We start from the raw sequence: 23543 nt of genomic DNA, 5'->3' as shown, positions 1-23543 counted from the left end.
GGTCAATTATGCAGCAAAACATTCACTCAATTGTGCATCGAGGGTATTTTTCACAAATTAATGGATGAATATGCTTTTGTCGATAAACCATGCTCACTGGCTTTATGCATAGTTACGGCAAACCAGATGCCCCAACGCCTTAGATATCGGTGCAAAAGCAAACTGTTGGTTAGTCATCTCTGTTTTGTTATGCGCTTTTTCAGCCAAAAGTCGCAAACGGTTTCATTCAGGCGAGACGCATATTTGGGAATATTATTCAGTTTTATGCGCTGGGCTCTGACGAATAAAATCGACGCATATTTTGATTTGGGTCAATTTTAAATCGGAGCATGGTAATTAGGCCCGATCCGTGCGATATTTGCGGGAAAATTTATTCCACAGGTGGAGTTACCCCATGTCCTATGCAGAACTGATTGAAGAGCAGAAGGAAGAGACCCGCGAAATTATTGCGGCTTTGCTGGAAGACGGCAGCGATCCGGATGCGCTTTATACCATCGAACACCACTTCTCGGCTGATACTTTTGAAGAACTGGAAGGCGCTGCAGTTGAAGCGTTTAAAATGGGCTTTGAAGTACAGGAAGCTGAAGAGCTGGAACTGGCACCGGAAGACGGTGGTGGCAAAATCGTTTGTTTTGATGCTGTGATGGAGTCTGCACTGAATGCTGATCTTATCGACGAGCAGGCTGATAAGCTGATTCAGCTGGCTGAAAAACACAATATCGATTACGACGGTTGGGGCACTTACTTCGAATCTGGTGAAGACGAAGAAGACGAGTTCGAAGACGAAGAATAAGCTTGAGCTTTATGCTGCGTCTTAAAAAATTGAAAGCTGGCCGTTGGCCAGCTTTTTTTATGTCCGCAGGTATCTGTTATACCTGATGAGTTGATTTCAGAAGGTTTTCAGCATTCTGACTTCACAGGCATCATGGCCGGTATTGCCCATCGCGTTGGAAATTCTGACAAATCCAAGTGATTCATAAAGCGTAATGGCTTCGATCAGGTTGGCTGTGGTTTCCAGGTAGCAGCCTTTATAGCCTTGATCGCGGGCAAAAGTCAGGGCTTTCACTGCCAGTTTTCTAGCCAACCCGCGACCCCGAAGCTCCGGCAGGAAATACATTTTCTGTAACTCACAAATGCTGTCTTCTCCTGACAGTGGTGCAATTCCGCCGCCGCCCAGGATCCGGTTGTTGTGTTCGACGACCCAATAACTGCTGCCATCCTCCTGATACACCTCACTCATACTATCTAGCGTCGGATCCGCGACGCCATAACCTTTATCAGCGGTCAGGCCGTACTCTCCAGAAACTCGGCGTACCACAGCAGCAACTGAGGCATTATCAAGGGGGGTTAACGGGCGGATAGTATAGCCCTGCTGGTTAGAAGCAGCCCGGATCGCCTTGGTGTAACGCTTGATACTCTGTTCCAGTTGGATGATTTCATCCAGATCCATCTGCTCCAGAAAGGTATCGACCTGGTTATTGAGTTGCTGGTGTAGGGCTTCCAGTTTGCCTTTGCCCTCTTGGGTGAGCTGAAAGAGCTGGCTGCGTTTGTCTTCCGGATTAGGCGTCGAAGCAACCAGTCCCTGATTGAGCAGAACGGCTAAATGGCGGCTGGCATTGGATTTATCAACACGGAGACGTAGAGCCATCTCATTAACCGTAACCGGCGTATCTTCCAGCTCAATTAATGTGTGGGCTTGCACCGGAGTGAGCTCCATGCAGCCACATTGGTTATCCAGCATACCGAGTTGCCGGACAAGCTGACGGGATAGGTGACGAAGTGTTGTTGCATCCATAGTGCGAGATCCTGTTTGCTGTGGTTTATTTTGTTGTGGTCTGCAACTAAATTTAATTGCGAGTCGCAACTATGTCAATAGGTAAACAACAATCGAATTATGTCTAGATTGTTAATGGCAAAAAATTACATCTATAGGGGTAAGTGCACAGGTATTGGTTGTTTAGTGAATTGATTGAGTATGTGTGTGGTAGTATTTATCTGTTCAATTGAGTGGTGGCTGATCATTCAGTTGATTGATAAGTATCTATAAACACATCAAGACAGTTGGATTTATTAAATGGACAATCAGGTTAAATTTCATGGCCGAGGGCGTGAGTTCTTCGGTATTTGGATTGTGAACCTTTTACTTAGCATGGTTACGTTGGGGATTTACTCGGCTTGGGCAAAAGTACGGACGAATAAGTACTTTTATGGAAATACCGAGCTTGCCGGGGACCGATTTGACTATCACGCTGAACCTATCCAGATCCTGAAAGGACGCATCGTTGCAATTTTGTGTGTATTGGTATGGTTTGTGGCCAGTGAGTTCTTCCCGCTGGTTGCAGCTATCTTAATGCTGGCTTTCTTGGGGGTGATGCCATTGCTGATTAGGAATAATACCCGCTTTGACGCTCGTATGAGTAGCTATCGGCATGTTCGTTTTGATTTTGTCGGAACCCTTAAAGGGGCTTACGGGGTCTTCCTTGGTTGGCCGGCAATGTCTTACTTGTTGCTTTTTCTATGTTTGTTTTTTACTAGCGCAGTATTTGGAACTTATCCGGTTGTCGGTGTTGTATTTGGGTTGCTGACATTCATATTAGGTTTTGTGCTTTACGCCTGGGTATCGGCTCGTATGTCAGAGTATTTCGCCAACGGTTACCGTTACGGAAATCGTACGTTCAGTGCAGAGCTTGATCTAAAGGCTTACCTGAAAATTAATGTAATGGGGGGCCTGATCGGTATTGCGCTGTCAGCTGTAGCCTTGTTTATTGGAGGAATGCTTGGCGGTGCGACGTTGATTGCACAAGTTAGTAACCCGGCGCTGGCTGGTGGTGAGTTATCGGCAGTACTGGGGATATGGATGTTTGCCGCTTATGCCTGCAGTATTCTAATTTTCCTGGCCGTGAGTGCATTCGTTAAAGCTCGCGTACGTAACTATCTGTTTAGCCAAATTAAAGTTGATGGTGAGCCGGAGTATGGCTTCAGCTCAACCATGACGACGTTTGGTCTGGTTGCTCTGATGGTGACTAACTTTCTGTTGATGGTGGTTACTATTGGCTTTGCACGTCCGTGGGTGATGGTACGTTCGACACGTTATGTGACTGAAATGACAACAGTGAAAGGCGATCTCAGCTTACTGGTTGTCGAAGGGGATGATGTTGAGAAAACTTCTGCGATTGCCGATGAAGTGGCAAACGCCTTTGATTTGAATATGGGGATCGGGTGATTATTCGCGGGATCTGTCATCCGCCATACAGCTCGGCGAAATTGGACGCCGAGCTGGAGGTGTTGCCGGAAGGTTTACTGAAAGTAATAACTGAGCAAGGCGTTTATGAGCAGTTGATGGCTGACGTGGAAATCAGTGAGCCGCTGGGCAATTTGCCGCTTAAGTTGACATTTTCTGATGGGCGGCAGTTTATTCCTCATGACTCAGGCGCGCTGAAAGCAGTTTTCCGTTCTCGTCAGCGCCTTGGCTGGTTGCACCGTATTGAGCGCAATTTCCCGGCGGTTATTGGTAGCTTGGTGGCGATGGCACTGGTTTGTGTCTTGTTTTTCACCCATGGTATGCCATGGCTGACCGGAGCTTTGGTGACGGTTATGCCGGACAAGGTGTCGGAAGTCGTCGGGGAACATGTCCTGACTTCGCTGGATGAACACTTATTTGAGTTAAGTGAGTTGAGCCCGGAACGTCAGGCCGTGATCCGAGCTCGCTTTACCAGTATGACTGAGCAGTTACCGCCGACCCCTATAGCCCCTAAACTGGTGTTTCGGCGCTGGGAGCTTGGGCCAAATGCGCTGGCTTTGAGTGATGGCTCAATCATTGTGTTTGATTCTTTGGTTGATTTGGCTCAGACGCAGGAGCAGCTCGACAGTATCTTGCTGCATGAGCTGGGGCATATTGAGCATCAGCATGTAATGAAGTCGCTGGTTCGCTCGGCATTGTTGTCTGCTGCGGTAGCTGTGTTGACCGGGGAAAGTACCGGGTTAATTGATACCTTAAGCGGTGCCGGAGTCTTTCTGGCTACTCAGGGGTATTCAAGATCTGATGAGCAGGAAGCCGATCAGTACGCAGCCAACTATATGAAGCAGCTATATGGCTCTGTTGAACCCATGCAGCAGATGTTTGGCCTGTTCAAATCTCTGGACGAGATCGGGGAACAACCTGAGTGGTTAAGCACTCACCCTGAGTTGGATGCCAGAATTGAAGCTTTGGCTCAATAATATCAGCCAATTTTCATGGCATAAGGAACAAACAGCATAAAAAAAGCCACCGTTTTTACGGTGGCTTTTTATTACTCAGGACTCAGGCCAGAAATTACAGCGCAGCAATTGTTGCTTTCTGCTCTTCCAGCTTAGCCAGAGTTTCTTTGTAGCCTTCAAGCTTCTCACGCTCTTTAGCAACAACGGCTTCAGGTGCTTTCGCAACAAAACCTTCGTTACCTAGTTTGCCTTCGATACGCTTGATTTCACCTTGGGTTTTCTTCACTTCACCTGCAAGGCGAGCAAGCTCTGCATCTTTGTCGATAAGACCGGCCATTGGGATCATCAGCTCAGACTTGCCAACCAGTGCCGTTGCACATGCTGGTGTCTCTTCGCCGTCAGCCAGTACTTTAATACCTTCCAGTTTCGCCAGAGATGTCAGAACTGTCATGTTGGTTTCAACACGCGCTGCATCTGTTGCGTCAGCGGCTTTCAGCATCACGTCAAGTGGCTTGCTTGGTGCGATGTCGTACTCGGCACGCAGGTTACGGATGCTGGTGATGAATGCCTTCACCCACTCAATGTCAGCAACGACGGCTTCATCGAAGTTAGCTTCGTTAAACTGAGGCAGAGCCTGAGTCATGATAGTTTCACCTTCAACACCATCTACCAGAGGTTTCACGCTCTGCCAGATAGATTCTGTGATGTAAGGTAGAACTGGGTGAGCCAGACGTAGCGTCTTCTCAAGCACGGTGATTAGCGTATGGCGAGTTGCACGTTGTTGTGCTTCGGTACCTTTCCAAAGAACGGGCTTGGTTAGTTCTAGGTACCAGTCACAGAACTGGTTCCAGATGAACTCGTAAATCGTGCCTGCCGCCATATCTAGGCGGAAGTTTTCGATATGGGCGTTGAAATCTTTCGCCGCCAGCTCGAACTGAGATTCGATCCACTTGTCAGCCAGTGAGAATTCCATCTCACCGCCGTTCATGCCGCAATCTTTTTCTTCTGTATTCATCAGCACGTAACGGCTTGCGTTCCATAGCTTGTTACAGAAGTTACGGTAACCTTCCAGGCGCTTCATGTCCCAGTTGATGTCACGGCCGGTAGATGCCATGGCTGCTAGGGTAAAGCGCAGTGCATCCGTACCGTAAGCTTCGATACCGTTTTCGAAAGTCTTACGAGTTTGCTTCTCGATTTTCGCTGCCAGCTGAGGCTGCATCATGTTGCCACAACGCTTTTCAACTAGTTCTTCAAGGCCGATACCGTCGATCATGTCGATTGGATCGATAACGTTACCTTTAGATTTCGACATCTTGTCGCCGTTCTCGTCACGGATAAGACCCGTAACGTAAACAGTTTTGAATGGAACCTGCGGCTTGCCATTTTCATCTTTACAGAAGTGCATGGTCATCATGATCATGCGGGCAACCCAGAAGAAGATGATGTCAAAGCCAGTAACCAGTACATCTGAAGGGTGGAATGTCTTCAGATCTTCTGTCTGCTCAGGCCAGCCTTGAGTACCGAATGTCCATAGTGCAGAAGAGAACCAGGTATCCAGTACGTCGTCGTCTTGGCGAAGAACAACTACCGGTGCCAGATTGTTGTTCTCGCGAACTTCTTCTTCAGTGCGGCCTACGTACACATTGCCGTCGTTGTCGTACCATGCAGGGATACGGTGACCCCACCATAGCTGACGAGAGATACACCAGTCCTGGATGTCGCGCATCCAAGAGAAGTACATGTTCTCGTACTGCTTAGGTACGAACTGGATCTCGCCGTCTTCAACTGCTTTGGTTGCCGTTTCTGCAAGAGGTGCAGCTCGTACATACCACTGGTCAGTCAGCATTGGTTCGATAACAACGCCACCACGGTCGCCGTAAGGTACGGTTAGGTCGTGATCTTTGATTTCGTCAAGAAGGCCAAGTTCTTCGAACTCTGCCACGATCGCTTTACGTGCAGCGAAACGCTCCATGCCATGGTATTTAGCCGGTAGCTCTGTGCCGTATACATCGCTTGGTTCACCGTTAGTGGTGAAGACTTCAGCGCTGTCACGGATGTCAGCATTGAAAGTCAGGATGTTGATCATTGGCAGGCTGTGACGCTTACCAACTTCGTAGTCGTTGAAGTCGTGGGCAGGAGTGATCTTCACACAACCTGTACCTTTTTCCATATCTGCGTGCTCGTCGCCCACGATTGGGATGCGACGGTCAACGATAGGTAGAAGGATTTCTTTACCGATCAGATCTTTGTAACGTGGATCTTCAGGGTTTACAGCAACACCGGTATCGCCCAGCATAGTTTCAGGACGGGTTGTTGCAACTACGATGTAGTCTTTGCCTTCTGCGGTTTTAACACCGTCCGCCAGCGGGTAGCGGAAGTGCCACATGTGGCCTTTCTTGTCTTTGTTTTCTACTTCCAGGTCAGAAATTGCAGTGTGCAGTTTCGGATCCCAGTTAACCAGGCGTTTGCCACGGTAGATCAGGTCTTCTTCATATAGACGAACGAAGACTTCCTGAACGGCATTTGACAGGCCGTCGTCCATCGTGAAGCGCTCACGATCCCAGTCTACTGAAGCACCAAGGCGACGAAGCTGCTTAGTGATAGTGCCGCCGGACTCACCTTTCCATTCCCAGATTTTGTCGATGAAGGCATCACGGCCGTAGTCGTGCTTGGTTTTGCCTTCTTCTGCTGCAATCTTGCGCTCCACAACCATTTGGGTTGCGATACCTGCGTGGTCGGTACCGACTTGCCATAGGGTGTTTTTGCCTTTCATACGCTCACAGCGGATCAGGGTATCCATGATGGTATCCTGGAACGCGTGGCCCATGTGAAGGCTACCAGTGACGTTTGGTGGCGGGATCATGATGCTGTAAGCATCTTTAGTTGTGTCACCGTGAGGCTTGAAGTAACCAGCCTCTTCCCAGCGCTGATACAGCGCTTGCTCAATTGATTGTGGGTTGTATGTCTTTTCCATAGCGCTCTTAGAAGGATCTATGTGGAATTAGGGCGTCTCAGGGGCAGCGGCGGTTTGTAACTGAATGCCGGCAAGGCGATAGGCCTTGTAGCGTTCTCGTGCCTGCTGCTTGAGTTTTTCGTCGCAAGGAACGAAGTCTACCACTTGTGAGAAGGTTACGGCAAAATTTGGTGCTTCATAGCTCAAATTTATCAATACCCCCCGGTGGCCGCTGTGCCTTAAACCCGGCCAGCCCACCTCGACCGGCGCTCCCCCGCGGGGGCCTTCACCGATAAGGTTGTGCGGCACGAAGTTGTCGGGATCCTGCTGCCAAAGGTATTCATCTATTTGTTCTGCCTGAACTTTGCTCTCAGCCAGTAGGTATACTTTGCTGCCTTGCCTGTAACTCATTGCTGCCTGATGACAGGCAAAATGAAGCAGATAGTCATTATCAGCCTCAATATGCTTCTCATCGATAATATAAAAAGTAGCATGAGTCATCAGTGGGGTCTCTATATGATAAGAGGGCCATCCGGCCCTCTTTAGTGTTTCGTCTTATTCGACGTTCTCTTGGCCGGCTCGGTTCAGCAGGAATTGGACCAGCAGCGGGACAGGACGGCCTGTCGCACTCTTATCCTTGCCGCCGACCCAGGCTGTACCTGCGATGTCCAGGTGTGCCCAGTTGTATTTCTTAGCAAAGCGGGACAAGAAGCAACCAGCAGTAATTGTGCCGGCACCCGGTGTACCCAGGTTTGCAATATCAGCAAACGGGCTGTGAAGCTGTTCCTGGTATTCGTCTGTCATCGGCAGGCGCCATGCGCGGTCACCGGCTTGTTCTGATGCGTTGACCAGTTCATGTGCCAGCGGATTATGGTTAGCAATCAGGCCGCTGATGTGGTTACCCAGTGCCATCACGCAGGCACCGGTCAGGGTTGCTACGTCAACAACACATTCCGGCTCGAAACGCTCAACATAAGTCAGAGCATCACAAAGAACCAGACGACCTTCAGCATCAGTGTTAAGCACTTCAACTGTCTGACCGGACATGGTTGTCAGGATATCACCCGGACGGTAAGCACCGCCGCCTGGCATATTCTCACAGCCAGCCAGAACACCGACAACATTAATCGGCAGGTTCAGCTTAGCCAGTGCTTTCATTGCACCGAATACTGTCGCTGCACCGCACATGTCATACTTCATCTCATCCATCTTAGCCGATGGTTTGATAGACAGGCCGCCTGAATCGAATGTCAGGCCCTTACCAACCAGCACAATTGGCTTGGCTTCCGGATCAGGGTTACCTTTATATTCCATCACCGACATCATGGCCTCGTTTTTCGAGCCCTGGCCAACAGCAAGGTAAGAGGTCATGCCCAGTTCCTGCATTTCCTGCTCGCCGATGATCTTGGTGGTGATAGTGTCGAAATCGTCAGCCAGGCGACGGGCCTGAGAAGCCAGGTAAGCCGGGTTAGCTACGTTTGGTGGCATGTTGCCCAGGTCTTTACCTGCTTTAACGCCTGATGCGACCGCCAGACCATGAGTGATTGCGCGCTCACCCAGAGACAGTTCACGGCGAGTCGGTACATTGAATACCAGCTTGCGCAGCGGACGACGGGTTTCCGGTTTGTTGCTCTTGAACTGATTGAAGGTATACAGGCTGTCTTTGGTTGTTTCGACTGCCTGGCGTACTTTCCAGTAAGTATCGCGGCTCTTCACATGCAGTTCAGTCAGGAAGCAGACGGCTTCCATTGAACCTGTTTCATTCAGGGTGCTGATAGTCTTCCTGATGATTTGCTTATACTGACGCTCGTCCAGTTCACGCTCTTTACCACAGCCAACGAGAAGAACACGCTCTGATAATACGTTTGGCACATGGTGAAGAAGCAGCATCTGGCCTGGTTTACCTTCCAGATCACCGCGGCGCAGTAGGGAACTGATATAGCCATCGCTAATCTTGTCGAGTTGTTCGGCAATTGGAGAGAGGCGACGTGGTTCGAAGACGCCGACGACGATACAGGCACTGCGCTGTTTCTCGGGGCTACCACTTTTTACACTGAACTCCATGCGTACTCCTACATCCTATAAAGACAATTAAAGCTAAATGTTGGATAATACCGCACTTGCTTGCCGGACCGCTGTTTCGGTATAGGATTTAAAGTGCAGGTTAACAATTAGCCGAAAGATTAAAAAATAACTGATTAACCGAAAAATTATAGTGATTCCTGCAAAAAAACAAGTTTTCTATGGGTATTTAAAGCGTGATTATTGTTCGGTATTTGACGCGTGAGACATTGAAGAGCCAATTTGCGGTGCTTTTTGTGCTTTTTCTTGTCTTTATCAGCCAGAAATTCATCCGTATTCTGGCCTCAGCCACTGAAGGTTCGATCCCCAGCGATCTGATCCTGACTTTAATGGGGCTGTACATGCCGTCTATGGCATTACTGATGTTGCCACTGAGTCTTTACATCGGGATTTTGTTAACTTTCGGCCGTTTATACGCTGAAAGTGAAATCACCGTGATGAATGCAACTGGCATCGGTAATAAGTTCTTGATTCAGGCTGCATTGTGGCTGGCGGTGATCACAGGTTCATTCGCAGCGTTCAACTCTCTGTGGTTAGCGCCGTGGAGTGTGGAGCAGGAAACCCGGGTGATGGAGCAGGTTGAGGCTGACTCTGGTCTTGAGCTGCTGGTTAAAGGCCAGTTCCAGGCTGCACCGGACGGTAAAGGGGTGGTTTTCGTTGATGACATTACCGAAAGCGGTACCCGTTTACATAAGGTGTTTGTCGCTCAGGTGACAGCCCGTGATGCCTTGCGCCCGAGTGTGATGGTGTCAGATCGCGGTTATGTCAGTCAGCTAGAAGATGGTCGTCAGATCCTGGATCTGAAAAGTGGTACCCGTTATGAAGGGATCCCGACCCGTCTGGACTATTCGATTACAGACTTTGAAGATTATCAGGCACTGATCGGTCAGCGAGAGGTGCGGCAGAAGAGCCGTGACTGGGATGCCCTGCCGACTCTGGATCTGATGAAGCGTCCGGAAGTGGCAGCTAAGGCTGAATTCCAGTGGCGAGTGTCGCTGTTTCTGTGTATTCCTTTGCTGACTATGGTCGTAGTGCCGCTGTCTGCGGTGAACCCGCGTCAGGGACGTTTTGCAAAACTGTTCCCGGCGATTCTGATTTATCTGGCTTATTTCCTGTCGATCAGTGCCGGTAAATCTGCAATCGAAGATGGCAACCTGCATCCATATATCGGCTTGTGGTCGATTAACCTGCTTGTGTTCCTGGTTGCTGTTGGGCTGAATTCCTGGGAGACCATGCCGGTAAGGCAATTGAGAGAGAAATTACGGAGACGCGGCTAGATGTTTAAGATTCTGGATTTGTACATTGGCCGAACGATTATTGCGACCACAACGCTGACGTTGTCTACGCTGGTTGGGTTGTCGGCCATCATCAAATATGTAGAGCAGCTACGTAAAGTCGGCGACGGTACTTATGATTTGTGGAAGGCTTTGGCATATGTTCTGCTGAGTATTCCCCGTGATATCGAGATGTTTTTCCCGATGGCGGTATTGCTTGGTGCCCTGATCGGTCTGGGAACCCTGGCCTCCAGCTCTGAGCTGGTGGTAATGCAAGCCGCTGGTTTTTCTAAGCTGGATATTGGCTTGTCAGTCTTGAAGACGGCTGTTCCGCTGATGCTGGTGGTGATGGTGCTTGGCCAGTGGGGCGCGCCGGAAGCGCAGAAAGCGGCGCGTGAACTGCGTGCGTTGTGGACATCCGGCGGTAGTATGCTATCAGTTCAGCGTGGGGTCTGGGCGAAAGACGGTAATGATTTTATCTATATCGGTCGGGTGCATGAGCAAAATAAGCTTGATGCGGTCAATGTCTGGCAGTTTGATGATAAGGACAGACTGACCCATACCGTTTTCGCTAAGGCAGCTGAATTCCGTGAGCAGGATGGCTGGTTGCTGGAAGATGTGACGATAACGGAATTCTCTGATATCAAGCAGACCAATACCGAATACGACACGCTACCGTGGAAGACAACACTGACGCCGGATAAGCTGGCTGTGGTGACGGTGAAGCCGGAAGAGCTGGCTTTGTCTGGTGTTTATGATTACGTGACTTATCTGAAAGAGTCGAAACAGGACGCGTCCCGTTATGAGCTGGCATTCTGGCGTAAAGCACTGCAACCGGTGTCGATTGCTGTAATGATGCTGCTGGCATTGTCGTTCGTATTTGGACCGTTGCGTTCGGTGACGATGGGGGCGAGGGTACTGTCCGGGGTGATTTTCGGCTTTGCCTTTTATATCTCCAATGAAGTCTTCGGGCCGATGAGTATTGTTTACCGTCTACACCCTATCATCGGTGCAATTGGGCCGAGTATGGTCTTCCTGTTTATTACGATTTACCTGCTCAGACGTAAGCTGTAAAACATACTGAAGAAATAAAGAAGGAGCCATCAGGCTCCTTCTTTTTTATATCTGATTTTTAGGTTGGATTTGCATTCTGGGCAAGGCGGCCTGCAATGAGTTTTGAATCAGTTTACTTTTGGCAGGACGATCATTTCACACTCTGCCATCAGATCCTGAAAAGATTGCTTTTCTTTACTGAACGGCGCAATCAGGTTGCCCAGTCCGAATGCTGATGACCCCATGCGGATCAGTGCTTGGGTCAGGCGGATATTCGAGCCGTCTTTGTTTTGCAGTCTCAGTTTCCATGCCCGCATTCCCAGGGTCTGGCCTCCTTTACACCAAAAATAGGCAAAGAAGCCAATGATCACTAGGGCAAGGTAGCCAGTGTACAGCATGCCGACAACCGGATGCTGCGTCATATAGGCGCTGAGATCCTGGTAGTTGCCAAGATCAAGCAGCCCGGTATAGAGCATTAATGCGGCAACAGCCATTGCCACGCCACCGGCCAGCATTAGAACCGCAGCAATGACCAGTGAATCATAGAGCCAGGCTCCCAGGCGACGGAAAAGTCCCGGATATTGTTTAGCCGGTTTAACGTCCTGTTGTTTTCTCTTCTTCATTTTCAGCACCAGGTTAAATTTATAGAGCGAGCAGCATCGGTGCAGTGTAGCAACTTCATAAATTAAGGTGAATGGCGACTCTGTCGGAAATGAGACAGATAAAAGCCGAGAATTCAGTCCGGTGCGGCTATGCTTTATTGTCAGAAGCCTGAATCGGTTCTTGTTCTGGTATCTATTCAGGAATCTGTTCTGTTGTCTTTGATGAGGAGATGAATCATGGCGGAAGAAAACAAGAACACCACCAATTGGCCAGATCTGGCCGGTGCGCTATATGACAAGCTGACCGAACGTCATGCTGAGCTGACGTATGACTTTAATAATGTCGAAGTCAGTGTGCCGAGCGGTGCTGGCGATAAGCCGGAGCACTCAATATGGAAGTTCAATGGTAGCATCAGCATCCGCGGACGTAATCTGGAAGACTGATAATGGAGTTGCTGTTGTCGGGTGATATGGATATTGAGGTGGATGGGGAGTCAGTCCAACTGTCAGCCTGTGGTAATGAGATCACGTTAACCCTGACGCAAATTTCCACACTGGCTTTGGCTGCCCGTTCTATTGCCCGGATGCCACGTTTTATTGATCATCAGGCATCCTTGTCTTTGCTGACGACACTTTGCCCTGTGATACGTATTAATGTCGGGACGGATACTGTGTTAGAGATCCGGCGCAGGAAAGGGGTATTTTCCCGAGTGTGGATCCATCACTATTCATTACAGCAAAAATGGATGTGGCTGAAAAACAGCTTTCGGCTGCTACGGCGCTATTACCGATGATTTTTTACTGCATTATGAGCAATATAGACGTCTGTTCGGCTCTTGCTGGCTAAATATAAGCCAAACAAACAGAAATACTGCTGAGTTAACGTATAAAGGCTTGCGCCCTTCATCGGTATACGTATAATGAGCCGCATCTGCCCGAGTGGTGAAATTGGTATACACGACGGATTCAAAATCCGTTTCCTTCGGGAGTGACGGTTCAAGTCCGTCCTCGGGCACCAGATTAAAGACAAAGCCTCAACTTCGGTTGGGGCTTTGTTGTATCTGAAACTCAGTTTTTCAGAATCCCTCCTTATACTTTCCTTATACTTTCCTTATTCAAGCCATTCCTAATATTGCACCTCCGTTTTGTGCTTTTGTAGCTACCTTATAAGTACAGCAAATGTCACTGGCGGGAATGGATATGGACGTAAGTTTCAAATATGCAGATGAGTTCGGGCCGTTTAAGGTGATTCAGCTGTATGAGCCTTCTCTTTCTCTCAAGGCCGTTTTGGTTGTTGATAATGTGGCTATGGGGCCTTCCATCGGTGGAATTCGGATGGCTCCGGATGTCACGATTGACGAATGTTTCCGGCTGGCACGGGCGATGACCTTCAAAAATGCGGCTGCCGGACTGCCTCACGGTGGCGGAAAGGCGGTGATTTGTGCTGATCCAAAAATGCCGAAAGCGGAAAAGCAGGCAGTTGTTCGGGCGTTCTGTCAGGGGCTGCGCAATGAAGAAAGTTATATATTTGCCCCTGACATGGGCATGGATGAAGAGTGTATGGCCTGGATCCGGGATGAAGTCGGGCGAGTTGTCGGTCTGCCTCGCGAGCTGGGAGGCATTCCGCTTGATGAGTTAGGAGCAACAGGCTGGGGGCTGAGCCATGCTGTTGATGTGGTTGCTGAACAATATGGTTTCCCAGTCAAAGGGGCCCGGTTTGTAGTGCAGGGGTTTGGTGCGGTCGGTAAGCATGCTAGTCGTTTTTTAACAGAAAAAGGAGCCGTTTTGGTCGGCGTGGCAGATTCCCGAGGAGCCATTCTCGATGATAATGGTTTGGATGTTGATGCTCTGATTGAACTTAAATCGCAGGGGAAGTCAGTGACAGAATACCCAGATGCAAAAGTGATTTCGGCGGATGATCTGATTGGGCTCGAATGTGACCTTTGGATCCCGGCAGCCCGTCCGGATGTAATTAATGAAGGTAATGTCCAGCGCCTCAATGCCAGGGCTGTGATTCAGGGCGCGAATATTCCCTGCACCAAAGAAGCCGAAGCTTATCTTCATCAGCAGGGAATCTTGTGTTTACCTGACTTTATCGCCAATGCTGGTGGGGTTATCTGTGCATCAATGGAGTATCACGGTGCGACTCAGTCTGCGGCTTTTGATGCTATCGGTGAGAAGGTTCGGCGAAATACTGAAGAGGTGCTCAGCCGGATAAAAACACAATCAATTTCCCCCCGTGAAGCAGCGATAGCGTTGGCCAAAGAGCGGTTGCAAAAGGCGATGGCTTACCGGCGTTATTCGTTGTTTTCAACGGCGCCTCACTTCCTCTGAGTTCATGTTAAAAGTGGGAAACTTGTATGGCTAGGGCAGTAAAAAGCTATTTTCACCGAGGGGGGACGGAACCGTTGCTTGGGAAAACTATTCCTGAGCATTTTGCCGATATCGTCAGGCGTTACCCTGAACAGGAAGCTGTGGTTGCTATTGCTCAAAACCGAAGGCTGACCTACAGAATATTAGATAAGGAAGTAAAAACACTGGCGAAAGGGTTGCTGGGAGCAGGGTTTAAGAAAGGAGAGCGGATCGGCGTTTGGGCAACGGATAACCTGGAGTGGCTGTTGTTGCAAATTGCCACAGCCCGTATTGGTGTCGTGTTGGTCAACATCAATCCGGCTTATCGTCAGCGGGAGCTAGCATACGCACTGCAATGTTCTGAAGTGCAGGGACTATTTGTGATCCCGTCTTTTCGTGATAGTGATTATATTACGATGCTGACCTCATTGTTGCCTGAGTTGCAATCCGGCGAGCCACTCTCCCCGCTAAATAATCAGGCGTTGCCTTTTTTACGAGCTGTGGTGGTGTACGATCCGGATGAACCGGAAAAAACAGCCAGGCCGGCCCCCGGTTTTACGCTTTGGACAGAGATAATTAAGGCCGGTGAAACGGTATCTGATCAGACGCTTGAAGCGGTGACGACCAGTCTCGATTGTGACGAGCCGATTAATATTCAATATACCTCTGGCACTACCGGGTTCCCGAAAGCAGTGGTGTTGACCCATCACAACATCCTCAATAATGCTTATTTTTCTGCTAAGGCGATGCATTTTACCGAGCAGGACAGGCTGTGTGTTCCCGTACCGTTTTATCACTGCTTTGGTATGGTGCTGGCAAACTTGCTGTGCTTTTCTGTCGGGGCTTGCATCGTGATCCCGGCGGAACATTTTGACCCGCAAGCGGTACTTAAAGCTATTGATAGTGAAAAATGCACCGCAGTTCATGGGGTACCGACCATGTTTATTGCTGAGCTGGAACACCCTGACTTTGCCGACTACGACGTGAGTTCCCTGCGCACAGGCATTATGGCTGGCGCGCCCTGTCCGCCGCCGCTGATGATGCGGGTGATGGAAGATATGCATTGTCGGGAAATCCTGATCGGTTATGGGGAAACAGAGGCCTCACCGTTGACACACTTAACCTCCCGAGATGACAGCCTGGAGCGGCGAACCGAAACCGTCGGAAAAAACCTGCCGCACCAAGAAGTTAAAATTGTTGATCTCAAAACCGGGGCTATGGTGCCGTTAGGTGTGGTCGGTGAGGTGTGCTTTCGCGGTTACCATATAATGCAGGAGTATTATGGCAATGAGTTGGGAACCCGGGATGCAATTGATGAGTACGGTTGGTTGCACTCGGGCGATCTGGGTACCATGGATGCAGATGGGTATGTGAAGATCACCGGGCGGATGAAGGAGATGATCATTCGTGGCGGGGAAAATATCTACCCACGTGAAATTGAAGAGTTCCTGTTTGCTCACCCGAAAATTCAGCAGGTAGCTGTGTTCGGAGTTCCTGATGAGTATTACGGTGAGCAGGTCGCGGCCTGGATCCAGCTTCATTCTGGAGAAGCAATGACAGACAGTGAACTTCGTGCTTATTGCCAAGGGCAGTTAACTCATTTCAAAATTCCGGCTTATATTCGCTTTGTCGACAGTTTTCCGATGACAGTGACTGGAAAACTGCAGAAATTCAGGATGCGTGAGCAGGAAGTGGAAAAGCTCAGTCAGCAGAAAGCAAAATGAGATGATGAGTGAGCTGAGCAGAAATGGTTAGATAAAGTTGTTGTATATCAATCTCATATTCGTATAATACTCAGCACCTGCCCGAGTGGTGAAATTGGTAGACACGACGGATTCAAAATCCGTTTCCTTCGGGAGTGGCGGTTCAAGTCCGCCCTCGGGCACCATATTCCATAGCAAAGCCTCAACTTCGGTTGGGGCTTTGTTGTATCTGGGCATCTCTGATTCTTTCGTCAGTATTCTCTCTTTTATCTTCAGTGTTATTGACTACTTCAATTGTAATTCAGTAGGTTATTGTAAGGGTAAATGCTTTGACGCCTGCCAAATGTGTCACATCGCTTACCGGTAACAATTAACTCAACGCAGAATAACGATAAAGGAGTAGGGTTATATGCGCGCAGCAAATTCAGAGTATCTACTGGCGGCACTGAGAAATATCATCAAAGCCAAGGGACTGACATATAAAGAGCTTTCCGATCGGTTAGGTGTTCCTCTGTCAACATTTAAGCGCCATTTGTACAGCCCGAATATTACTCTGGAGAAGTTGCTGGATTACTGCCATGAAGTTGGGACGACACTGGAGGAATTGCAGAAGTTGGCGATAAAGCTTCAGCACGATAATGATAGTTTTTTCAGCCATACCCAAGACGAAATTTTCTACCAGTTTCCTCAGTTATATGACTTTTACCGTGAGCTTCGGCACCTGCGTCAGCAGGACAGTTATGAGTTCATGCGCAAGAAATATGGTCTGAATAAGTCCTCGACTTATGCTTATCTGCGTGCCCTGGAAATGCTGGGGTTGGTAAAGCTGGCTGAAGACAACAAGATTCAGCTGGTTGGCCCTTTTTATTACCGTTTTTCAGAAAACTCTAAGTTGAGCCTAAAGTACAAAACCATCTTGAAAGAGCAGGCCCTGGATAACCCAGATTGTGTACGAATGGGCTTTTCTCGTATGTACTTAAAAGAAGATCAACTGGAAGAGCTAAATAAACTGCTGGCTAAAGAAATATTGAAATACCACAGTGAGAATATGCAGGATAATGCGACGGATAAGGACTTACTTCGTAACGTGCTGTTGTTTGTTACCCAACATCAGCCGCTGGCTTTTTCTGATGGTATTGGCTCACTGCCCCATTCATTTCTGCAGGATATAAAAACGGCTATCGCCCAGTGTGAAGAAGCGGGGGCATGAACTACCCCCTTATAAGCTTTTCGGTTAAATAGTTTCAGGCTGGTGATGCCAGATGGCACGCCACCAGATGTTGCTCACCGTTTTCAGCCAGTGCAGGGTAGGTTTGTGAGCAGAACGTTTTGGCTTGCGAACACCGTGAAGCAAAATGGCAGCCTTGAGGTGGATTCATCGGTGATGGGACATCGCCTTGCAGCATGATCCGCTTGCCGCGCTGACGCGGATCCGGGATCGGGATCGCTGAAATCAGAGCTCTGGTGTAAGGGTGTTTCGGGTTGCGGAACAAGGTTTCGGTGTCACTGATTTCGACAATGCGCCCCAGGTACATTACTGCAATTCTGTCCGAGATGTGTCGAACGACTGACAAGTCGTGGGCGATGAAGATCAAAGCCAGGTTCATCTGTTTCTGGAGATCAAGCAGCAGATTGATGATTTGCGACTGTACCGAAACATCCAGTGCGGAGACTGCTTCGTCACAGACGATCAGTTTCGGGTTTAGTGCTATTGCCCGGGCGATGCCGATTCGCTGGCGTTGTCCGCCTGAAAACTCATGCGGGTAGCGGTTTGCCGCCGATGCCGGCAGCCCGACTTTCTGTAGTAACTCTTTGACCCAGATTTCTCTTTCTTCAGGCTGGCCAATACCGTGGATCTCATAAGGTTCGGCGAGAATCGTGCCTATGGTATGGCGACTGTTAAGGCTTTCCATCGGATCCTGAAAGATGATTTGCATCTCTTTACGCAGGGATACCATTTCCGATGGACTCAGGTCGGTGATGTCCTGCCCGTTGTAGATGATCTGTCCGGCTGTCGGTTCATGAAGTTTGAGTAGGGTTCGTCCGACCGAACTTTTACCGCAGCCGGATTCTCCGACCAGCCCCAGAGTTTGACCGGCTTTGACTTCGAAGGATACGCCGTCAACAGCATAGACATACTTGGGTTTACGAAACAGTGAGCCACGCAAGACATAGTGCTGTTTCAAATCGACTAATTTAAGAATCGTTTCAGGCATGGTTAACCTCATCCATCATCAGGCAGCTGACGTAGTGCATCGGTGATACCGTTTGAGGTTGCGGCACGGTGTCGCCGCAACGTTCTGTTTGGTAGTGGCAGCGGTTACGGAACCGGCAGCCGGAAGGCATTTCTTTAAGATGCGGAACGGAGCCCGGAATAGTATCCAGTTTGGTTTTAGGTTTGCCTTCGATACGCGGAATAGAGCGTAGCAGCCCCTGGGTATAAGGATGTTTCGGTGATTCAAACAGGGTGAAAACATCTGCGTGTTCTACCACTCGCCCGGCGTACATCACTACCACGTCATCACACATTTCGGCGACAACGCCCAAATCGTGGGTAATGAAGATGATGGCCATGTTGTTTTCTTCCTGGATGGAACGCATCAGCTCAAGGATTTGGGCCTGGACGGTTACATCCAGAGCCGTGGTTGGTTCATCGGCGATGAGGATGTCTGGTTTGCAGGCAAGTGCCATGGCAATCATAACTCGCTGGCGCATTCCGCCTGACAATTCATGCGGGTAGACGTTGAAGCGTTGTTCTGCGGCTGGAATACCGACCCGCTGCAACATATCAATGGCTGCCTGTTTACGTTCAGCTTTGGAAAATTCCGGCCGATGCAGTTCGTAAACTTCACAGAGTTGGCGGCCGACAGAGTGCACTGGATTCAGGGCGGTCATCGGATCCTGGAAAATCATTGAAATTCGGGCACCGCGGGTTTGGTAGAGATCCTCTGGTGCCATGCTGACAAGATCAGTGCCATTGTAGGTTATAGAGCCACCGGTGATTTTGCCGTAAGGGCGGGGTAGCAGCCCCATGATTGATGCGGCGGTAACACTTTTTCCGCAGCCTGATTCCCCGACCACTCCTATGGTTTTGCCTTTGGCGACACTGAATGAGACGCCGTCCAGCACTTTGATTTCTCCTTCGTCAGTAGAGAAGGTGGTTTCCAGATCCTTAATGGTCAGGATATTGTTTTCTGTATTACTCATTGTCCGGCGTCTTCCTCATCCCTGGATAAAACGTTTGTCGATGACGGTGACAGATTCAAAGGACTTGTCATCATCCAGTGCTTCCTTCGTGGCTCTTTTCTCTTCAAGGTCGATCCAAAACAGGCCATATTCCATCTTACTGGCGTCAAGGATGTCACGGGACAATTCGGTACCCAGACCTTGCGGCAGCTTGACATAACGCCAGTGGGCGCCGCGGGAAAACGGCACAGAATAGGTTGGAATTACACAGTCGCAGTCAGCGATTTTCTGCTGGATTTGTCGTGAGATCCCAGCTTTTTTACTGACATCGAATTCGGTGTCATAAGCTTCAATCAACTTGTCCATCTCAGGATCGGCATAGTTGGTGAAGTTATTGGTTTGCGGATGCGCATTCGATGAATGGAAGTACTGCCAGTAGACTGGAAGTGAGGCTGTTCCCATGCCTAAAAATGCGGCCTGATGTTTTTTCTCCAGCAGGGACTTAAAGCCTGTTGCACCGTCAACCAGTTTAAGCTCAATGTTCAGACCGGCTTTTTTTGCTTCCTCTTTCAGCACCACTACCCGCGCTGTGTGCATCTTTGTCAGATAGGTAAGAGTGATGGCTAGGCGTTCGCCTTTGTCGTTGATGCGGGTACCGTCGCTGTCTAAGCGGCTGAATCCGGCTTTTTTGAAATAATCAGTGGCCAGTGCCGGATCAAATGCTTTGGCTTTTATATCCGGATTATCGTAGTCGCCATAACCTGAGCCGAAACTTTGCTGGTGGACATAATCCCCGCGCAGGGCAACATCAATCATTTTCTCAACATTCAGTGAGTGGGCAATACCGTGACGGATATTGGCGTTATCCATCAGCGGAGCCTGGAGGTTCAGCCATACACCGGCTGCCCCCTGAGGGGATTTATTATAAAACCATGACTTCTGGATGTAGCCTTTATCATAAAGCGGCCCTTTGGCTTTGTTGTGCCATAGAGACGGGAAGACCATGTAATACGCATCCAGCTTGCCGCGCTCGAAATACTTAAGGGCAATATCGGTATCCCGGATCACCTTGATAATGATCTTGTCGACATTATAACGGTGCTGGTAGTAGCGGTTGGTATAACCCCACCAGTTGTCGACTTTTACCAGATGAACAGCTCGGCCTTTGCGGATTTTTCCCACTTTGTATGGTCCGGTAGTGGGTTCTGCTTTCCAGTTATAGCGACGAATGAAATCTTTCGGAAGTTGTCCGCCCGGATAGAAGTGAGCCGGTTTAGGCATGATGTTTAGCCGCATGAGCAGCTCATCGTCAGCCAGTTGATCGGCAGAATGGAGGGCAAAGGTATATTTGTCATAGACAGTGATCCCTGCCACCTTGTTGGTGAAGTAATCTTTGTACCATGGGGCCTTGGCATGCTCGCTTCTCATGTAGTCGAACACAAAGACAAAATCCTGGCTGGTGATTGGTTCACCGTCAGTCCAGCGTGCATTTTCATCCAAACGAAAGTAGAGGGTTTTGTGGTCGTCACCAAAGGCCCACTGCTTAGCGATTGCAGGCAGAAATTGTCGAGTGTTCGGCTGCTGTTGAAGCAGAGTCGGGTTGCCGTCAAGCAAGAAGGCTCTGAAGCTGCCGTTAGAGTCGGGGCCGATGGTACGCAGTGTCAGCGGAAAGCTTGAAATATGCAGCCGGTAGGTGCCGCCGGGCTTGGCTCTGATGTCGGCAAACAGCGGCTGTTCCTGATTGGAAATCCAGTTAAGTCCCGATGGGAGCTCTGCTGCCAGTCCTCCGCTCTGAAACAGCACTGTAAGGGCTGCAAGCAGAGAGGCCATAAGGAATTGTCTCATTGTTACTCCATACATTTTTGTTATCGGTGGCGGCCTTGCTACCGTTTTAATGTTGTTTGCATGAACTGTTATTTGTCATGAGCTTAGTGTGGCTCTGGTATCAGATATACCGGGTGTATTTTTTCGGATCGAATGCCTCACGGATCCCTTCGCCGATGAAGGTCACCATTGTCAGTACCGAAACAATTGCGAAGACAACTGAGCCGATGATCCAGTAAGCATCAAGATTTGATTTGCCCTGCTGCAGCAGGTCGCCCCAGCTCGGGGTCGGTGGCATCAGTCCCAGCCCTAGGTAGTCAAGGGCAGTCAGTGTGGTGATATTGGCAACAATGCCAAACGGTGCCAGAGTGATCACCATTACCATGGTATTTGGCAGAATGTGTTTGATGATCACTCGCCATAACCCAGCCCCCTGAGCACGGGCAGCCATAACATATTCCCGGGCTTTTTCTTTATAGGTCATGGTTCTCATATACCAGGTGATGCTGATCCAGCCGAACATAACGTTAATCAGAACGAACAGGAAAAAGCTTGGCTGGATAATGGAGACCATAATCATAATGACGTAGAGGAAAGGCACCATCGACCACACCTCAATGACTCGCTGCATCACTAAGTCGAATTTGCCTCCTAGGTAACCCATCAGCGAACCGATCAGCACTCCGATGGTGTAACAAAGTGTCAGGGTCAGCATGGCAAACCAGATAGCGATCCGGAAACCGTAAATCAGGCGCGCAAGTACATCACGGCCAGACTCATCGGTACCCAGATAATGCTGACTTTCTAGCGATGGCGGATTAGGCGGGTAGTTCATGCCATCGAAGTCTTGTTCGTAAGGGTTCCATGGGATAACCGGCATTAGCACCCAGTTACCTTCCCCTTCTTTGGCAAAGTATTTTTTCAGCTCGCGGTAATTAACCTCGTAGCCGTAGTTAAGACCGAACATCTCACCGGTTTTTACTTCAGAGTAGGTAGGGAAGTACAGATTACCTTCATAGGAAACAATTAGAGCCCGGCTGTTCACGAGAAGCTCAGCGACACAGGAAAGCAGGACCAGCGTCGTCAGAAGCACAAAGGAATAATAGCTTCGCTTGATTGAACGGAAGCGGTTAATTTTCTTTTTGGTTAGTGGATTTAACGGCATGGTTTAGCTCCCGAATTTAACCCGAGGGTCGACAATAGCAACGCACATATCCGAGAGGATGTTGCCGAACATCAACAGCAGAGATGACATGGCGAGGATCCCCATGACGACAGGGTAGTCGCGCTCAATGATAGATTCGTATCCCAGCAAGCCGATGCCGTCGATGTTGAACACCACTTCAATAAGGAATGAACCGGCAACAAATACCGAGACAACATTTCCCAGATGGCTGGCAATCGGGATCAGGCTGTTGCGCAGGGCATGTTTACGAACAGCCTGACGGAATGGCAGCCCTTTGGCTATTGCGGTTTTGACGTAATCTGCTGCCAGGTTTTCCAGCAGGTTGTTTTTCATCGTCATGGTGAGAATGGCGAAGTCACCGATGATGTAGCAGAACAGGGGCAGAATGGCATGAGAAAACAGATCGACAATTTTGTCCGGCCACAGTAAGTCGTCAAAATCATCACTGACGAAGTCGCCCATAGGGAACCAGTCAAGATGGAATGCAAAGAAAGAAATCAGAAAAACTCCGACAACATAGTTAGGCAGGGCATAACCAATAAATACCATTACCGAGCTGACATTATCGAACCGGGAGCCGTGTTTCATCGCTTTGAGAATCCCGAGCGGAATTGACACCAGGTAACTGATCAGAAAAGTCAGCAAGCCGTAGAATAGGGATACGGGTAGTCGTTCTTTTATCATCCCCCACACTGGCTCGTAGTAACGGGTGGATTCACCTAAATCGAGTTGCACCAGTTTACCCAGCCACTCGGTGTAGGCTTCGAACACCGGTTTATCCAAACCGTAAAAGGCATTGAGTTCGGCAATTTGCTCATCAGACAGCGTTTGTGAACCCTGCTGGTTTCCGCCTCCGCTTTCCATCGACTGAGATTGCATCTGAGCAATCATTCGTTCAACCGGGCCGCCGGGAACAAACCGGGTCAGGGCGAAGACAAGCAGGGTAACACCAATAAAGGTGGGAATTATCAGTAGCAATCGTCGGCTAAAGTAGGCAAACAAGGCTTACTCCTTAACATCCTATATTCAAGCTTTCCGGTTATCGGATTCTGCGAATCCGTACCGTTTTTCATCCGTGTACCGGCTCTGTTTTCACTGTTATTGTGAACTCAGGCCAGTTAGTCATCATAA

General features: G+C 49.2%; 20 protein-coding genes and 2 tRNA genes. 12 read left to right on the top strand and 10 right to left on the bottom strand.

Annotated elements, in window-relative coordinates; genetic code table 11:
- Positions 1 to 394: 394 nt before the first annotated feature.
- Positions 395 to 793 carry a ribonuclease E inhibitor RraB gene (gene rraB / locus AACQ93_RS14880; protein WP_007467709.1) on the top strand — a complete coding sequence of 133 codons (399 nt, stop codon included), beginning with the start codon at positions 395 to 397 and terminating at the stop codon, positions 791 to 793.
- A gap of 96 nt (positions 794 to 889) precedes the next feature.
- Here the strand turns inward: rraB and AACQ93_RS14875 are convergent, their stop codons facing one another.
- Entirely contained in the window at positions 890 to 1795 is a 906-nt protein-coding gene (locus AACQ93_RS14875; protein ID WP_064605923.1) for a bifunctional helix-turn-helix transcriptional regulator/GNAT family N-acetyltransferase, read from the bottom strand.
- 279 nt (positions 1796 to 2074) lie between these two features.
- Between AACQ93_RS14875 and AACQ93_RS14870 the strand changes: the two genes are divergently transcribed.
- Together AACQ93_RS14870 and AACQ93_RS14865 are read left to right on the top strand one after the other, a co-directional pair.
- Positions 2075 to 3223, top strand: coding sequence for a YjgN family protein (locus tag AACQ93_RS14870; RefSeq protein ID WP_064605922.1), 1149 nt, complete (start codon positions 2075 to 2077; stop codon positions 3221 to 3223).
- Positions 3220 to 4218 (top strand): M48 family metallopeptidase, encoded by a 999-nt coding sequence (locus AACQ93_RS14865; protein WP_084419173.1) that lies wholly within the window; start codon positions 3220 to 3222, stop codon positions 4216 to 4218. Before AACQ93_RS14870 ends, AACQ93_RS14865 begins: the two co-directional genes overlap by 4 nt.
- 94 nt (positions 4219 to 4312) lie before the next feature.
- Here the strand turns inward: AACQ93_RS14865 and AACQ93_RS14860 are convergent, their stop codons facing one another.
- Genes AACQ93_RS14860 through pepA form a run of 3 tightly spaced genes read right to left on the bottom strand, consistent with a single transcriptional unit; the run spans position 4313 to position 9214 of the window.
- Complete coding sequence (locus tag AACQ93_RS14860; protein ID WP_064605921.1) at positions 4313 to 7171, bottom strand: valine--tRNA ligase; 2859 nt, start codon at positions 7169 to 7171, stop codon at positions 4313 to 4315.
- Between the two features lie 27 nt (positions 7172 to 7198).
- Complete coding sequence (locus tag AACQ93_RS14855) at positions 7199 to 7651, bottom strand: DNA polymerase III subunit chi (protein ID WP_064605920.1); 453 nt, start codon at positions 7649 to 7651, stop codon at positions 7199 to 7201.
- 54 nt (positions 7652 to 7705) lie between these two features.
- Positions 7706 to 9214, bottom strand: coding sequence for a leucyl aminopeptidase (gene pepA / locus AACQ93_RS14850; RefSeq protein WP_064605919.1), 1509 nt, complete (start codon positions 9212 to 9214; stop codon positions 7706 to 7708).
- Between the two features lie 194 nt (positions 9215 to 9408).
- Here pepA and lptF point away from each other — a divergent pair, with 194 nt between their 5' ends.
- Both lptF and lptG read left to right on the top strand, forming a co-directional pair.
- Positions 9409 to 10509, top strand: a complete 1101-nt coding sequence (lptF, locus tag AACQ93_RS14845) for an LPS export ABC transporter permease LptF (protein ID WP_064605918.1) — start codon at positions 9409 to 9411, stop codon at positions 10507 to 10509.
- Complete coding sequence (gene lptG, locus AACQ93_RS14840) at positions 10510 to 11580, top strand: LPS export ABC transporter permease LptG (protein ID WP_064605917.1); 1071 nt, start codon at positions 10510 to 10512, stop codon at positions 11578 to 11580.
- Between the two features lie 107 nt (positions 11581 to 11687).
- On the opposite strand, the gene AACQ93_RS14835 is transcribed toward lptG, so the two are convergent.
- The gene (locus AACQ93_RS14835) at positions 11688 to 12182 is read right to left on the bottom strand and encodes an RDD family protein (RefSeq protein ID WP_064605916.1); all 495 of its coding nucleotides are present in this window, start codon (positions 12180 to 12182) and stop codon (positions 11688 to 11690) included.
- Between the two features lie 216 nt (positions 12183 to 12398).
- Between AACQ93_RS14835 and AACQ93_RS14830 the strand changes: the two genes are divergently transcribed.
- From AACQ93_RS14830 to AACQ93_RS14800, 7 genes are all read left to right on the top strand, one after another.
- Entirely contained in the window at positions 12399 to 12605 is a 207-nt protein-coding gene (locus AACQ93_RS14830; RefSeq protein ID WP_007467724.1) for a hypothetical protein, read from the top strand.
- Between the two features lie 2 nt (positions 12606 to 12607).
- Positions 12608 to 12955: a hypothetical protein gene (locus tag AACQ93_RS14825; protein ID WP_064605915.1), complete on the top strand. Its 348-nt coding sequence runs from the start codon at positions 12608 to 12610 to the stop codon at positions 12953 to 12955.
- 139 nt (positions 12956 to 13094) lie between these two features.
- Positions 13095 to 13179, top strand: a tRNA-Leu gene (locus AACQ93_RS14820).
- 182 nt (positions 13180 to 13361) lie between these two features.
- Positions 13362 to 14495: a Glu/Leu/Phe/Val family dehydrogenase gene (locus AACQ93_RS14815; protein WP_064606742.1), complete on the top strand. Its 1134-nt coding sequence runs from the start codon at positions 13362 to 13364 to the stop codon at positions 14493 to 14495.
- A gap of 26 nt (positions 14496 to 14521) precedes the next feature.
- Positions 14522 to 16237 (top strand): AMP-binding protein, encoded by a 1716-nt coding sequence (locus tag AACQ93_RS14810; protein WP_064605914.1) that lies wholly within the window; start codon positions 14522 to 14524, stop codon positions 16235 to 16237.
- A gap of 79 nt (positions 16238 to 16316) precedes the next feature.
- Positions 16317 to 16401: transfer RNA gene (locus tag AACQ93_RS14805), tRNA-Leu, on the top strand.
- 224 nt (positions 16402 to 16625) lie between these two features.
- A complete protein-coding gene (locus AACQ93_RS14800) occupies positions 16626 to 17426 on the top strand; it encodes a helix-turn-helix domain-containing protein (RefSeq protein ID WP_064605913.1) in 801 nt (266 codons plus the stop codon).
- A 34-nt stretch (positions 17427 to 17460) separates the two neighbouring features.
- Here the strand turns inward: AACQ93_RS14800 and AACQ93_RS14795 are convergent, their stop codons facing one another.
- The 5 genes from AACQ93_RS14795 to AACQ93_RS14775 form a co-directional block, all read right to left on the bottom strand.
- Entirely contained in the window at positions 17461 to 18432 is a 972-nt protein-coding gene (locus AACQ93_RS14795; protein WP_064605912.1) for an ABC transporter ATP-binding protein, read from the bottom strand.
- Positions 18425 to 19423: an ABC transporter ATP-binding protein gene (locus AACQ93_RS14790; protein ID WP_064605911.1), complete on the bottom strand. Its 999-nt coding sequence runs from the start codon at positions 19421 to 19423 to the stop codon at positions 18425 to 18427. Before AACQ93_RS14790 ends, AACQ93_RS14795 begins: the two co-directional genes overlap by 8 nt.
- A gap of 15 nt (positions 19424 to 19438) precedes the next feature.
- Positions 19439 to 21247 (bottom strand): extracellular solute-binding protein, encoded by a 1809-nt coding sequence (locus AACQ93_RS14785; protein WP_064605910.1) that lies wholly within the window; start codon positions 21245 to 21247, stop codon positions 19439 to 19441.
- 100 nt (positions 21248 to 21347) lie between these two features.
- On the bottom strand, positions 21348 to 22391 hold the full coding sequence (locus AACQ93_RS14780) for an ABC transporter permease (RefSeq protein WP_064605909.1): 1044 nt from the start codon (positions 22389 to 22391) through the stop codon (positions 21348 to 21350).
- A 3-nt stretch (positions 22392 to 22394) separates the two neighbouring features.
- Positions 22395 to 23414, bottom strand: a complete 1020-nt coding sequence (locus AACQ93_RS14775; RefSeq protein ID WP_064605908.1) for an ABC transporter permease subunit — start codon at positions 23412 to 23414, stop codon at positions 22395 to 22397.
- Between the last annotated feature and the right edge of the window lie 129 nt (positions 23415 to 23543).

The organism is Photobacterium sp. J15 (assembly GCF_963870815.1).
Classification (GTDB): domain Bacteria; phylum Pseudomonadota; class Gammaproteobacteria; order Enterobacterales; family Vibrionaceae; genus Photobacterium; species Photobacterium marinum.
Note: the sequence above shows the minus strand (reverse complement) of the source record. Positions and strands in the feature narration are given on the sequence as shown.

Coding starts and splice junctions, on each gene's coding strand:
- rraB (WP_007467709.1), top strand. CDS start 395: ATGTCCTATGCAGAACTGATTGAAGAGCAGAAGGAAGAGACCCGCGAA.
- AACQ93_RS14875 (WP_064605923.1), bottom strand. CDS start 1,795: ATGGATGCAACAACACTTCGTCACCTATCCCGTCAGCTTGTCCGGCAA.
- AACQ93_RS14870 (WP_064605922.1), top strand. CDS start 2,075: ATGGACAATCAGGTTAAATTTCATGGCCGAGGGCGTGAGTTCTTCGGT.
- AACQ93_RS14860 (WP_064605921.1), bottom strand. CDS start 7,171: ATGGAAAAGACATACAACCCACAATCAATTGAGCAAGCGCTGTATCAG.
- AACQ93_RS14855 (WP_064605920.1), bottom strand. CDS start 7,651: ATGACTCATGCTACTTTTTATATTATCGATGAGAAGCATATTGAGGCT.
- pepA (WP_064605919.1), bottom strand. CDS start 9,214: ATGGAGTTCAGTGTAAAAAGTGGTAGCCCCGAGAAACAGCGCAGTGCC.
- lptG (WP_064605917.1), top strand. CDS start 10,510: ATGTTTAAGATTCTGGATTTGTACATTGGCCGAACGATTATTGCGACC.
- AACQ93_RS14835 (WP_064605916.1), bottom strand. CDS start 12,182: ATGAAGAAGAGAAAACAACAGGACGTTAAACCGGCTAAACAATATCCG.
- AACQ93_RS14830 (WP_007467724.1), top strand. CDS start 12,399: ATGGCGGAAGAAAACAAGAACACCACCAATTGGCCAGATCTGGCCGGT.
- AACQ93_RS14825 (WP_064605915.1), top strand. CDS start 12,608: ATGGAGTTGCTGTTGTCGGGTGATATGGATATTGAGGTGGATGGGGAG.
- AACQ93_RS14815 (WP_064606742.1), top strand. CDS start 13,362: ATGGACGTAAGTTTCAAATATGCAGATGAGTTCGGGCCGTTTAAGGTG.
- AACQ93_RS14810 (WP_064605914.1), top strand. CDS start 14,522: ATGGCTAGGGCAGTAAAAAGCTATTTTCACCGAGGGGGGACGGAACCG.
- AACQ93_RS14800 (WP_064605913.1), top strand. CDS start 16,626: ATGCGCGCAGCAAATTCAGAGTATCTACTGGCGGCACTGAGAAATATC.
- AACQ93_RS14795 (WP_064605912.1), bottom strand. CDS start 18,432: ATGCCTGAAACGATTCTTAAATTAGTCGATTTGAAACAGCACTATGTC.
- AACQ93_RS14790 (WP_064605911.1), bottom strand. CDS start 19,423: ATGAGTAATACAGAAAACAATATCCTGACCATTAAGGATCTGGAAACC.
- AACQ93_RS14785 (WP_064605910.1), bottom strand. CDS start 21,247: ATGAGACAATTCCTTATGGCCTCTCTGCTTGCAGCCCTTACAGTGCTG.
- AACQ93_RS14780 (WP_064605909.1), bottom strand. CDS start 22,391: ATGCCGTTAAATCCACTAACCAAAAAGAAAATTAACCGCTTCCGTTCA.